Consider the following 12826-nt stretch of genomic DNA (forward strand, 5'->3'; position numbering starts at 1 on the left):
TATCGGGCGTGGCATGTGCCGCGGGCCCGCGCTCGTGAGCGGACCCGCTGTCAGATCATGCCGGACGACTGCTCCCGTCGCTTGCCCCGCCCGCCACTTCGGCAAGCCTGCGGTGTTCGGCGGCCTTCTTCTCGTAGATCTCCGCCATCCGCAAGTGGTACTCCGGCTTGTCCTCCTCGTAGATGTCGGGGATGCCGTCGAGGTCGTCGTCGCGCTCCTCGTCTGCGCACATCGCGCGGTACTTGGCGTTCCGGATCTTGAGCAGGACGCTCGACAGGACGGCCGCGATGAGGGAGCCCATCAGGACGGCGGCCTTGATCTCGTCGGTCAGCAGCGGGTCCTCGGTGAAGGCGAGTTCGCCGATGAGGAGCGAGACGGTGAAGCCGATGCCGGCGAGGGACGCGACCGCGAACACGTCGGGCCAGGCCAGTTCCTCGGAGAGCGAGGCTCTGGTGAAGCGGGCCGTGAGCCAGGTCCCGCCGAAGATGCCGACCGCCTTGCCGACGACGAGCCCGAGCACCACACCGAGGGTCTCGGGCCTGGTGAATACATCGGTCAGGGCGCTGCCCGACACCGCCACGCCCGCGCTGAACAGGGCGAACAGCGGCACGGCGAGCCCCGCCGAGAACGGGCGCACCAAGTGCTCGATGTGCTCGCCGGGCGAGTGCTCCTCGCCGTCCCGCCGGGTGCAGCGCAGCATGAGCCCCATGGCGACACCGGCGATGGTGGCGTGGATGCCGCTGTTGTACATCAGGCCCCAGATGACGAGGGCGAGCGGCACGTAGACGTACCAGCCGCGCACGCCCTTGCGCAGGAGCAGCCAGAAGACGCCGAGGCCGACGACGGCGCCCGCGAGCGCCGCGAAGTTGATGTCGCTGGTGAAGAAGATCGCGATGATCAGGATCGCGAAGAGGTCGTCGACGACGGCGAGCGTGAGCAGGAACGCGCGCAGCGAGGACGGCAATGAGGTGCCGATGACGGCGAGTACGGCCAGCGCGAACGCGATGTCGGTGGCGGTCGGCACGGCCCAGCCGTCGAGCGAGCCGCCGCCCGTGATGTTGACGAGGAAATAGACGAGGGCGGGGACCGACATGCCGCAGAGCGCGGCGACGACGGGCAGTACGGCCGCCTTGGGATCGCGCAGGTCACCCGCGACGAGTTCGCGCTTGAGCTCGATACCGGCGACGAAGAAGAACACGGCGAGCAGTCCGTCGGCGGCCCAGTGCTCGATGGACAGGTCGAGGCCGAGCGCGGAGGGGCCGATGTGGAAGTCGCTCACGGACTCGTAGCTGCCGCTGAGGGTGTTCGCCCAGATGAGGGCGGCGATCGCGGCGACGAGGAGCAGGACTCCGCCGACGGTCTCGGCACGCAGGGCGTCCGCCACGAACGTACGCTCGGGAAGGGAGAGGCGGCCGAGCGCCTTACGGGTGTTCTTGCTGGGGGCGGGCGCGGCCACGGGTGAAGACCTCCGGTCGGGTTCGGCTCTCGCGAACGCGCCGACGAGGGGTCGCCGACGGCGTTGCCGACCAGACTTCCCGGCACACCAGTTGAGGGTTCACCCTACCGGGTGCACGCGGGCCGTAGCTGGCGATCGTCACTTTACGCACGAAACGGGCACCCGGCGCGTTCGGTGCCGGGTGCCCAATGCGTGGTGTGCGGTGCGGTCAGTCCTCGCTCGACGCGGCCGGGAGCTTGGTCTGGATGAGGTCCATGACGGACGAGTCCGTCAGGGTCGTGACGTCGCCCAGCTCCCTGTTCTCCGCGACGTCACGCAGCAGGCGCCGCATGATCTTCCCGGAGCGGGTCTTGGGCAGCTCGGCCACGGGCAGGACCCGCTTCGGCTTGGCGATCGGGCCGAGTGTCGCGCCCACGTGGTTGCGCAGGTCGGCGACGAGACCCTCGTCGTCGGCGGACGCCGTACCGCGCAGGATCACGAAGGCCACGATGGCCTGACCCGTCGTCTCGTCGGCCGCGCCCACGACCGCCGCCTCTGCGACCGAGGGGTGCGAGACGAGCGCCGACTCGACCTCGGTGGTCGAGATGTTGTGGCCGGAGACCAGCATCACGTCGTCCACCCGGCCGAGCAGCCAGATGTCGCCGTCCTCGTCCTTCTTGGCACCGTCACCGGCGAAGTACTTGCCCTCGAAGCGGGACCAGTACGTGTCGATGAACCGCTGGTCGTCACCCCAGATGGTGCGGAGCATCGACGGCCACGGCTCGGTCAGGACGAGGTAGCCGCCGCCCCCGTCGGGGACTTCCCGCGCCTCGTCGTCCACGACCGTCGCCGAGATGCCGGGCAGGGCGCGCTGGGCGGAGCCCGGCTTGGTCTCGGTGACGCCGGGCAGCGGCGAGATCATCATCGCGCCGGTCTCGGTCTGCCACCAGGTGTCCACGATGGGGCACTTGTCGGCGCCGATGTTCTTCCGGTACCACATCCAGGCCTCGGGGTTGATCGGCTCACCGACCGAACCGAGGACCCGCAGACTGCTCAGGTCGAACTTGGCGGGGATGTCGTCCCCCCACTTCATGAACGTGCGGATCGCCGTCGGCGCCGTGTACAGGATCGTCACCCCGTACTTCTGCACGATCTCCCAGAAGCGGCCCTGGTGCGGGGTGTCCGGGGTGCCCTCGTAGATGACCTGCGTCGCGCCGTTCGAGAGCGGGCCGTAGGTGATGTACGAGTGCCCGGTGACCCAGCCGATGTCGGCCGTGCACCAGTAGACGTCGGTCTCCGGCTTGAGGTCGAACACCGCGTGGTGGGTGTACGAGGCCTGCGTCAGGTAGCCGCCGGAGGTGTGCAGGATGCCCTTGGGCTTACCCGTCGTGCCGGACGTGTAGAGGATGAACAGCGGCTGCTCGGCGTCGAACGCCTCGGGCGTGTGCTCCGCCGACTGCTTCTGTGTGATCTCGTGCCACCACACGTCGCGGCCCTCGGTCCAGGCGACGTCCTGCTTGGTGCGCTGGACGACGAGGACCTTCTCGACCCCGTCGACGCGGCTGACCGCGTCGTCGACGGCGGGCTTGAGCGCGGACGGCTTGCCGCGCCGGTAGCCGCCGTCGGCCGTGATGACGACCTTGGCGTCGGCGTCCTGGATGCGGGCCGCGATGGCGTCGGCCGAGAATCCGCCGAAGACGACCGAGTGCGCGGCGCCGATGCGCGCGCACGCCAGCATCGCGACGACGGCCTCGGGGATCATCGGCAGGTAGACGGCGACGCGGTCGCCCTTCTGCACGCCCAGCTCGGTCAGCGCGTTGGCCGCGCGGCTGACCTCGTCCTTGAGCTCCGCGTAGGTGATGGCCCGGCTGTCGCCCGGCTCACCCTCGAAGTGGATGGCGACCCGGTCGCCGTTCCCGGCCTCGACGTGGCGGTCGACGCAGTTGTACGCGACGTTCAGCCTCCCGTCCGCGAACCACTTGGCGAACGGCGGGTTCGACCAGTCGAGGGTCTCGGTCGGTTCGGTGGCCCAGGTCAGCCGACGGGCCTGCTCGGCCCAGAAGCCGAGCCTGTCAGCCTTGGCCTGTTCGTACGCCTCCGCGGTGACGTTGGCGGCGGCCGCCAGGTCGGCCGGCGGCGCAAACCTTCGCTCTTCCTTAAGAAGGTTGGCCAGGCTTTCGTTGCTCACGACATCTCCCTTTCCCAGGGTGTCCGTTGTGTCCCAGACCACAGCTCATCAGACGGCCCCCCTCGGTGACAAGGGGGGTCCGAATAATGGTTTAGACCTGTTGGGCTCCACGCGTGCGTGCCGATGACCTCACCCACCGGCACGCACGCTCTCACGGACAGGTTCACGCAGGGCGCAGTTCGCCCTCCGGCTCCACCTGGTCGAACACCTCGTCGGGCTGCTCGGTGAGCAGATAGGCCTGCGCCTCGCCCACGTGGAAGTACATCCCGTGGAGCTCGAGCGTGCCCTCCTTGAGGCGGCGGGCCACCGACTCGTGGGCCCGCAGATGCTCCAACTGCTGGACGACATTGGTCAGGCAGAGCTGCTCGACCGCGTCGGCGGGGGCGCGCCCGGCGAGCCGCGCCCACGGCTGGTTCGTGACCGCCATGCGGGCGAGGCTCGGCAGGCCGTGCCGCAGCCACCGCTTCAGGGGCGTCTGCGCGCCGCCCTCGGGCGGACTGTTGAGCAGCGCCTGCATCGCGCCGCAGCCGGAGTGCCCGCACACGGTGATCGACTGGACCTTCAGTACGTCGACGGCGTACTCGATGGCCGCGGCGACCGAGTCGTCACCGCTCTCGGCGCCCGGCAGTGGTACCAGATTCCCCACGTTCCTGACGACGAAGAGGTCGCCGGGGCCGCTTGAGGTGATCATCGACGTCACGAGCCGGGAGTCGGCGCAGGTCAGGAACAGCTGGGTGGGACGCTGCCCCTCACGGGCGAGCCGGGCCAGCTCGTCCCGCACATGCGGCGCCGTGTTCCGCTGGAACGCGCTGATCCCGCTGGCCAGTTGATATCCGCCACCACCTGCCGGGGGCTCGGTGGTCTCGGCCTGCGGGCGGTCGCAGTGGTGGTTGCGCCAGGGGGTCCAGGGCCGGCAGCAGGAGTTCGACGTCGACGCGGGCTCGGCGATACGGGTACCCGCCCGCCCGGTCACCTCGACCTTGCCGCCCTGAGCGACATGCGACTTCTGCCAGTCCTGCAAGGACTCGAACGCAGCGTGGTCCATGAAGGACCCGTCCAACTCCACGACGCAGTCAACTCCTTGGGGTACCTGGTGCAGTACGCGACTGAGGCGGGGCACGGCGAGGAACGTCAGCTGTCCGCGCACCCGTACGTGATGGGTTCCGCCGCCCGCCGCGTCTGTTCCGTCCACGGTGTGGGTGATCCGGGTGCGGGTGAGCCGGTGCAGCGCGACCCCGACGGCGACCGCGATGCCGAGGGCCACGCCCTCGAGTACGCCGAGGACGACCACGCCGAGCGTCGTCACTGCGTAGACGAGGACCTCGCGGTGGCGGGTGACCGTCCGGATGTGGTGCAGGGACACCATCTGGATACCGACGGCCATCACCAGGGCGGCGAGTGAGGCGAGGGGGATCAGCTCAAGCACCGGGACCATGAGCAGAGCGGCCACTACTACCCAAACGCCGTGCAGCATCGAGGAGTTCCGGCTCTCACCGCCCGCGTTCACATTCGCGGCGCTGCGGACGGCGACCCCGGCGACGGGGAGTCCGCCGAGGGTGCCGGAGACGATGTTGGCCGCTCCCTGGCCGAGCAGTTCCCGGTCGAGGTCGGAGCGGCGTGCCTCCGGCCGCAGGGCGGGCTTCGAGGACGCGAGCTTGTCCACGGCGACGGCGCCGAGCAGCGACTGCACGCTGCACACGAGCGTCACGGTCAGGACGGCCGCCGCGAGGCCCATCACGGGCCCTTCGGGCAGGCCGGCCAGGGCGTGGCTGCTCCAGGACGGCAGGTCGACCTTGGTCACGGTGATCCCGGCGAACGCGGCGGTCGCGGTGGCGCAGGCGACGGCGACGAGCGCCGCGGGCATTCTCCGCAGTGCCTGCCCGGCGCGTCCGGGGATCCGGGGCCAGGCGAACAGGACCGCGAGCGTCAGCATGCTCAGGAGCAGCGCGGCCAGGTCCGCGTGGGTCAACTGGGCGGGCAGCGCACGGAGATTGTCGAGAACGGCGCTCTGGGGGGTGCCGCCGAGCACGATGTGCACCTGTGCGACCGCGATGGTGACGCCGATTCCGGCGAGCATGCCGTGGACGACGGCGGGGGACACGGCGAGCGCGGTGCGGGCCACGCGCAGGCAGCCGAGGCCGAGTTGGGCGATTCCGGCGATGACGGTGATCGCGCAGGTCGTCCGCCAGCCGTAACGGTGGATGAGGTCGGCGGTGACGACGGTGAGGCCGGCGGCGGGGCCGCTGACCTGGAGGGGTGAGCCGCCGAGGCGGCCGGCCACGAGTCCGCCGACTGCGGCGGCGACGAGTCCCGCCTGGAGCGGGGCCCCGGTGGCCAGGGCGATTCCGAGGGACAGGGGCAGGGCGATCAGGAAGACCGCCCCGGACGCGGACAGGTCGGCGCCCGAGACGCGGAAGCGGCGCGGCGGCTTCGGCGGCGGGCTGTGGGGTGGATGGGTGCGGCTGGTTTCGTCGGTCCGAGTCGGATCGGCGGGGCGTGTGGGGACGCAGGCTGACATGTTTCCCGTCTCCTCCGGGGCAGCGCGGTCGCGGAACGAGGGGCCCCGTCTGTGGCGGGGCAGGGTCGCGGCCGTGGATCACGGCGTGCAGCGGCGGGATGAATCAACGCTCGGTAAATGGATCGTAATGCAGAGTAAAGGTTGTGGACGTATTTTCGGAGCAAATGGGGCATTGGTTCACCCTGATGGGTGAATGAGGCCTTTCTTCGGCTTGTCGTATTAATTCTTCCTCGGGTCGCGTGTGACGTTGGCGGCGGCGTCGGTAAATGCGGCATTTCACCGCATTGCGCCTGCCCTCGCGCGAAGAGAGCCAAGCCGAAGAGACCAAGGAAGAAGGTGGGCGGACATGGCCGCCACCAAGAAGCTCGCCGCGAGCCTCACCGCCGTCGTGGCGTGTGCCGCAGCCCTGTCCGGTTGCGGGATCGGTGACCACCAGGAGACCGGACCCCACAAGGGCGCTGCCGGTCCGAACGAGGCGGCCCCCGCCCCCGCGCCGGGAATCGTGATGCGGCTGATCGGGGACGGCTCGACGGCGTTCACCGGAGGTCAGCCGCATCTGCCCAGGCCCGAGCGCTTGAAGGCCGGCCAGAAGCCGCCGCAGTTCGTGGTGTTCTCCTGGGACGGTGCGGGGGAGGACAGTAAGAAGCTGTTCTCGCACTTCCGCGAGGTCGCCAAGCAGAACAACGCGACGATGACGTACTTCCTCAGCGGCGTGTACCTCCTCCCGGAGGAGAAGCGCGACCTCTACCGGCCGCCGCAGCACTCACCGGGCAGCTCGGACATCGGCTTCAATGACGAGCGGGGAATCAAGGACACGCTGGACCAGCTCCGCGGCGCCTGGCTCGAGGGCAACGAGATCGGAACGCACTTCAACGGCCACTTCTGCGGCAAGGACGGCGGCGTCGGCGAGTGGTCGGTGGCCGAGTGGAAGAGCGAGATCGGCCAGGCCAAGTCGTTCGTGAAGTCCTGGAGGACGAACGCGGGCATGAAGAACGCCGCCCCGCTCCCCTTCGACTACGACAAGGAGCTCATCGGCGCCCGCACCCCGTGCCTGGAGGGTCAGAAGAACTTCCGGCGAGCGGCCCACGACCTCGGTTTCCGCTACGACACCAGCGGTATCAACGACCAGATCTGGCCCAACAAGAACGACGGCCTGTGGGATCTGTCGATGCAGCTCGTGCCCTTCCCCGGGCACAAGGACGAGCAGCTCACCATGGACTACAACTTCATGATCAACCAGTCGGGCACCGCGACCCAGGGCGACGCCGGCAAGCAGAAGTTCTGGGGTGACGAGATGCGCGACAGCCTCCTGCGGGGCTTCGACCGCGCCTACAAGGGCAACCGCGCGCCGCTGGTCATCGGCAACCACTTCGAGTCCTGGAACGGCGGCAACTACATGCGCGCCGTCGACGAGACCATCCACGCCGTGTGCAACAAGCCCGAGGTGCGCTGCGTCTCCTTCCGCCAGCTCGCCGACTGGCTGGACGCCCAGGATCCGCGGACCCTGAAACGGCTCACCACACTGGGCGTCGGACAGGCCCCCGCGCAGGGCTGGGCCTCCTTCATGTCGACCCGCCCCGCCCCGGCACCCAGGGGGGTACCGGGAGCGCCGGCGGTCAAGCGGTAGCCGAGCCGGTCGGGGGTGGCCCCGCCGGTCAGGCGGTGGCGGCCACACTCTCCTGGAGGACGAAGGCGGGGTCGACCTGTGCCGCCAGGTCGGCGCCCGTCTTCGCGTTGCCCCAACTCTGAGCGTTCTTCAGGTGGAAGTGGACCATCTGGCGTGTGTAGCGCTCCCAGTCACGGCCCGCGTAGGCGGCGTCCACGGCGGACCTGAGCGTGCGCAGGGCGGCCGCGTTGGGCTCCTCAAGGAGGTCGAACCGGGGCGGGCGGCCCTTCTCCATGGCGCGTACCCAGTCGGAGTGCCCGACGGTGACGAGCAGGTCGTCCCCCACCTGTGCGCGGAGGAAGTCGAGGTCGTCCTGGCCCTGCACCTTGTTCCCCACGACCTTCAGCGTGATGCCGAAGTCCCGTGCGTACTCCTTGTACTGGCGGTAGACCGAGACCCCCTTACGCGTCGGCTCGGCGACGAGGAACGTCATGTCGAAGCGGGTGAACATGCCGGAGGCGAAGGAGTCCGAACCCGCGGTCATGTCGACCACCACGTACTCGTCGCGGCCGTCGACGAGGTGGTTCAGACACAGCTCCACCGCTCCGGTCTTGGAGTGGTAGCAGGAGACACCGAGGTCGGCTTCGGTGAAGGGGCCCGTGACCATCAAACGCGCGGCCCCGCCGTCGAGTTCCACGGGTCGGGCACACGCGTCGTACACCGGGTTGTTCTCGCGTACCCGCAGAAGGCGCGAGCCCTCGCCGGGCGGGGTCGTCTTGATCATCGTGTCCGCGGAGGCGATCCGTGGATTCGAGCCGCGCAGGTAGTCCTTGATGAGGGGGAGGCGTGCGCCCATGGCGGGCAGTTCGGCCGCTTGGTCGTCGTCGAGACCGAGCGCGGGCCCCAGGTGCTGGTTGATGTCGGCGTCCACCGCGATGACCGGGGCGCCCATGGCGGCGAGGTGACGGATGAAGAGCGAGGACAGCGTGGTCTTCCCGCTGCCGCCCGTCCCCACGAAAGCGATCTTCATGTTCACCAAGGGTAGTGGGGTCGTCGCTGTTCGTGTCCGCGCAGCGTGAAGAAGACCACTCCTTCGTGGGGCGGGGCCCTGAACTGCGTAGGGTCGTACCCATGAGTACGACAGCCGACCCCCTTGCCGCCCTCGGGGCCCTTCCGGGCGTCTCCGACTCCGTGGATTCCGTGCGCAAGGCCGTGGACCGGGTCTACGGCCACCGGGTCATGCGGCGTCGCAGCACTGCGGTCACCTCCGAGGCCGCGCTGCGCGGCGCGCGGGGCAGCGCGGCGCTGTCCGGCGCCGACTGGCCGCTCGAAGAGGTGCGCAGGCGCTCCGACTTCAGCGGCGCGGGCGGGGACGAGGAGGCGCGCACCGTCGGCGCTGCCCTCCGGCTGACGGCGGAGGCGGGCCAGCTCCTGTCGATCTGGCGGCAGTCCCCGCTGCGGGTGCTCGCGCGTCTGCACCTCGTGGCTGCGGCCGACAACGGCGACACGGTGGGGCGCCCCCGTCAGGGAGACGAGCCGGTCGACGAGCCGCTGGTCGAGCTGCCGCTGCCGGACGCGCAGGAAGTGGCGGGCCGGCTCGAAGGGCTCTCCGGCTTGATCATTGCGGGCAGTTCGGCCCCGGCCCTGGTCACCGCGGCCGTCGTGCACGGCGAACTGCTCGCGCTGCGGCCCTTCGGGTCGTACAACGGCCTGGTCGCGCGCACGGCCGAGCGCATCGTCCTGGTGGGCAGTGGTCTCGACCCCAAGTCGATCTGCCCGGCCGAGGTGGGACACGCGGAGCAGGGGCGCGCGGAGTATCTGGCCGCGCTCGAAGGCTATGTGTCGGGCACTCCGGAAGGGGTTGCCGCGTGGATCGCGCACTGCGGGCGGTCCGTGGAATTCGGCGCCAGAGAGTCGACGGCGGTGTGCGAGGCGCTCCAGCGCGGAGCGGCATAGGCGCCGTAACGGGTTCCTGGAAAGTCCCTGAAAAGGGTTGCGGCGGTACGAGTCCTCGTACCGCCGCTGGCATGTTCACCTGGTTACCAAGCGTCCTCGAAAATTGCCCATCAGGTCGGGAACTTAGCCCGTGGCCTGGTGCGGCTGGCCCGTAATCGACGGGTCGACGTCGCGTGGGTGCCTGGCGTTCATGCTCGGTCCGTGGGGCCTTGGTTGCGTTTAAAGGTGATCCTCTCGGATGTCCCTTGGTCTCGCGGGCCGTTGCCTCATTTGTACTCCAGGTGTGGAGGAAGCGAAACCCCTGGCCGTACTTCTTTACTTTTGGGTTCAATTAGGGGCGAAACGGTCGGCCGAGGGTAGGCCTGTTCGGCGGCCGTGCGGCGGGCCTGCTCGAACGGGCCGGTCAGCCGGCCGCGGCGCGCCGGCGGCTGGCGTACCAGACCAGGCCCGCGGTGGCCGCCGCGGCGCCGATGGCGGCGGCCGCGACGAGGGTGGGCCGCGACGGTGCGGACAGAGTGGGCAGCCGCTGCTTGAGTCGGACGGGCCGGTTGAAGTCGAGAATCGGCCACTCGCGCGCGAGCGCCTCACGGCGGAGCGTCCGGTCCGGATTGACTGCGAAGGGGTGGCCGACCGCATTCAGCATCGGTACATCGGTCGCCGAGTCGCTGTACGCGTAGCAGCGCGCGAGGTCGTACCCCTCGGACCGGGCGAGCTCCTCGATCGCCTCCGCCTTCGTCGGCCCGTACGCGTAGTACTCCACCTCACCCGTGAAGCAGCCGTCGTCGCCCACCACCATGCGCGTGGCCACCACGCGGTCCGCGCCGAGGAGTTCGCCGATCGGCTCGACGACCTCCGCGCCGGACGTGGAGACGATCACCACGTCGCGCCCCGCAGTGTGGTGCTCCTCGATGAGCGACGCGGCCTCGTCGTAGATGATCGGGTCGATCAGGTCGTGGAGCGTCTCGGCGACGATCTCCTTCACCTGCTGCACGTTCCACCCGCGGCACAGTGCCGAGAGGTACGCGCGCATCCGCTCCATCTGGTCGTGGTCGGCGCCGCCGGCGAGGAACACGAACTGCGCGTACGCGGTTCGCAGTACCGCCCTGCGGTTGATCAGCCCGCCTTGGTAGAACGACTTGCTGAAGGTGAGCGTGCTCGACTTCGCAATGACCGTCTTGTCCAGGTCAAAGAACGCGGCAGTGCGAGGCATCGAGTGGGTCAAGGAGTGGTTTTCCACGAGGCCGAGCATAGGCGCCCACCATTCGGCGTAAGCTGTGGCGCGTGGGTTTGCCTGAGAAGGCTCTCGGGTACACCATGGAAGTCACGGATCGTTCGCGACCGTGCTAACCCGGTCTGGCTCCTCCCCCCCCGAGTCGGACCGTGGGGACGACCCCCGCTCTCCCCCCCGGCGGGGGTCGTCGCATGTCCGGACCCAGTTTGGGTCCGGACTTTTGCGTTCTCCGTCTCTGTGTCGCCCAGCGCCGCGCTTCCGGTGGCCGCCGCCTCGCACCCGATCGACGTCACCGTGTGTAGTCGAAAGGCTGCTCTGCGGAAGGTGTGGAGAGGGTAGTTGACGGACCGCCCTAGATGGCACAAGTGATGTCACCGGTATGGGTGATGGGGATATTCACAAGCACTCTCTTGTCCACAGTAATTGACCAAGATCCACACGATTTCCGGGATCGCTGCACGGTGATTCCACTCGCGAAGTCGGGACCGGTGTTCATTTCCGGTTCCGTTTGCCGGTCGGGCAGTCGGTAGGGCTGTCGGCCGGGTCTGGCTGCGCGAGGGGAGTGGCCGGCTCGCAGGTGCGAGCGGGACAGCGAGCGAGGGGGCGGAAATCGTGGCGGGAGCCATCACATGCGACCGGGCGCCGGTCGCCGACGGGCGGCGGCGCACACCGCTGATCGTGACCGAGGACGTGGATCTGCTGGACGACCTGCTGCGGCTGTGCGCCGCGGCCGGCGCCCGGCCCGAGGTCCATCACGGGGTGCCGGAGCGCAGAGGGAGCTGGGAATCGGCGCCGTTGGTGCTCGTCGGGGACGACGCGGTCGAGCGGGTACGGGGTGTGGCGCGGCGGCGAGGCGTCGTGCTGGTGGGGCGTGACCAAGACGATTCGGGAGTGTGGCGGCGGGCCGTCGAGATCGGCGCCGACCATGTGCTGATGCTGCCGGACGGCGAGCAGTGGCTGATGGACCGGATCGCCGACGTGGTCGAAGGCGTGGGGAGGCCGGCGCTCACCGTCGGGGTGATCGGCGGGCGAGGCGGTGCCGGGGCGTCCACGCTGGCGTGCGCGCTCGCCGTGACGTCGGCGAGGACAGGGCGGCGCACACTCCTCGTCGACGCGGATCCGCTCGGTGGCGGGCTCGACGTGCTGCTCGGCGGGGAGGCCGCGGAGGGGATGCGGTGGCCGGCGTTCGCGGAGTCGCGGGGGCGGGTCGCTGGGGGTGCGTTGGAGGAGTCGCTGCCCGAGCTGCATGCCCTGCGGGTGCTGAGCTGGGACCGGGGAGACACGGTGGCGGTCCCACCCGAAGCCGTACGGGCGGTGCTGGCCGCGGCGCGGCGGCGGGGCGGCGCGGTGGTGGTGGATCTGCCGCGCCGGGTCGACGAAGGGGCGGCCGAGGCGCTGGCCCAGCTGGATCTGGGGCTGCTCGTGGTGCCGCCGGAGCTGAGGGCCGTCGCGGCTGCGAAACGAGTCGCCTCCGGCGTGGGGATGGTGCTGCGTGACCTGCGCGTGGTCGTGGGGCCTTCGCGCGGGGGTGCGGCCGGCCTGCTCGATCCGGAGGAGGTCGCACGACTTCTCGGGCTTCCGCTCGTCGGTGAACTTCCGGCGGAGGGAGTGCTGTTGACGGGCGATGGCGGTGGGCTGCCGCCGGGTGGTGCGGCGCGGGGGCCGCTCGCGCGGTTCTGCACGGCCTTCTGGGAGCGCGTGCCGGTTGTGGCGGCTGAGGGGGGTGCGGCGTGAGAGCGGGGGGTGTGGGAGTGGGTGTGGGAGTGGGAGGGGGCGGCATGTGGGCGTGGGTGCCAGTGCGGGTGCGGGTGTGGGTGCGGTGGGGCGATGGGGGTGTGCTGTGAGTACGGGTGTGGTCGGTGATGACGGTGGGCGGCGCGTGAGTGGGGTCG

Annotated in this window: 8 protein-coding genes; 3 read left to right on the plus strand and 5 right to left on the minus strand. The window is 69.8% G+C overall.

All coding sequences use genetic code 11. The annotated features are described in order from the left end of the window. Positions 1–55: 55 nt before the first annotated feature. The 3 genes from nhaA to LGI35_RS24645 all read right to left on the minus strand — a co-directional run bounded on the left by nhaA (position 56) and on the right by LGI35_RS24645 (position 6141). Positions 56–1456, minus strand: coding sequence for a Na+/H+ antiporter NhaA (nhaA, locus tag LGI35_RS24635; protein ID WP_227296520.1), 1401 nt, complete (start codon positions 1454–1456; stop codon positions 56–58). Positions 1457–1664: 208 nt separating this feature from the next. Next, the gene (acs, locus tag LGI35_RS24640; RefSeq protein ID WP_227296521.1) at positions 1665–3665 is read right to left on the minus strand and encodes an acetate--CoA ligase; all 2001 of its coding nucleotides are present in this window, start codon (positions 3663–3665) and stop codon (positions 1665–1667) included. A gap of 121 nt (positions 3666–3786) precedes the next feature. After that, entirely contained in the window at positions 3787–6141 is a 2355-nt protein-coding gene (locus LGI35_RS24645) for a bifunctional SulP family inorganic anion transporter/carbonic anhydrase (RefSeq protein WP_227296522.1), read from the minus strand. A gap of 346 nt (positions 6142–6487) precedes the next feature. Between LGI35_RS24645 and LGI35_RS24650 the strand changes: the two genes are divergently transcribed. Beyond that, positions 6488–7768 carry a polysaccharide deacetylase family protein gene (locus LGI35_RS24650; RefSeq protein WP_227296523.1) on the plus strand — a complete coding sequence of 427 codons (1281 nt, stop codon included), beginning with the start codon at positions 6488–6490 and terminating at the stop codon, positions 7766–7768. A 28-nt stretch (positions 7769–7796) separates the two neighbouring features. On the opposite strand, the gene LGI35_RS24655 is transcribed toward LGI35_RS24650, so the two are convergent. Further along, the gene (locus LGI35_RS24655; RefSeq protein WP_227296524.1) at positions 7797–8777 is read right to left on the minus strand and encodes an ATP-binding protein; all 981 of its coding nucleotides are present in this window, start codon (positions 8775–8777) and stop codon (positions 7797–7799) included. A 101-nt stretch (positions 8778–8878) separates the two neighbouring features. Between LGI35_RS24655 and LGI35_RS24660 the strand changes: the two genes are divergently transcribed. Next, positions 8879–9703: a Fic family protein gene (locus tag LGI35_RS24660; RefSeq protein WP_227296525.1), complete on the plus strand. Its 825-nt coding sequence runs from the start codon at positions 8879–8881 to the stop codon at positions 9701–9703. 403 nt (positions 9704–10106) lie between these two features. Here the strand turns inward: LGI35_RS24660 and LGI35_RS24665 are convergent, their stop codons facing one another. Next, positions 10107–10952 carry an HAD family hydrolase gene (locus tag LGI35_RS24665; protein ID WP_227296526.1) on the minus strand — a complete coding sequence of 282 codons (846 nt, stop codon included), beginning with the start codon at positions 10950–10952 and terminating at the stop codon, positions 10107–10109. Between the two features lie 594 nt (positions 10953–11546). Here LGI35_RS24665 and ssd point away from each other — a divergent pair. Continuing rightward, a complete protein-coding gene (gene ssd, locus LGI35_RS24670) occupies positions 11547–12668 on the plus strand; it encodes a septum site-determining protein Ssd (RefSeq protein ID WP_227296527.1) in 1122 nt (373 codons plus the stop codon). Positions 12669–12826: the final 158 nt, after the last annotated feature.

This window comes from Streptomyces longhuiensis (genome assembly GCF_020616555.1).
Classification (GTDB): domain Bacteria; phylum Actinomycetota; class Actinomycetes; order Streptomycetales; family Streptomycetaceae; genus Streptomyces; species Streptomyces longhuiensis.

Excerpts from the sequence above, each read along its gene's own strand:
- LGI35_RS24645 (WP_227296522.1), bottom strand. The coding sequence starts at position 6,141 with ATGTCAGCCTGCGTCCCCACACGCCCCGCCGATCCGACTCGGACCGAC.
- LGI35_RS24665 (WP_227296526.1), bottom strand. The coding sequence starts at position 10,952 with ATGCTCGGCCTCGTGGAAAACCACTCCTTGACCCACTCGATGCCTCGC.
- LGI35_RS24660 (WP_227296525.1), top strand. The coding sequence starts at position 8,879 with ATGAGTACGACAGCCGACCCCCTTGCCGCCCTCGGGGCCCTTCCGGGC.
- LGI35_RS24650 (WP_227296523.1), top strand. The coding sequence starts at position 6,488 with ATGGCCGCCACCAAGAAGCTCGCCGCGAGCCTCACCGCCGTCGTGGCG.
- LGI35_RS24655 (WP_227296524.1), bottom strand. The coding sequence starts at position 8,777 with ATGAAGATCGCTTTCGTGGGGACGGGCGGCAGCGGGAAGACCACGCTG.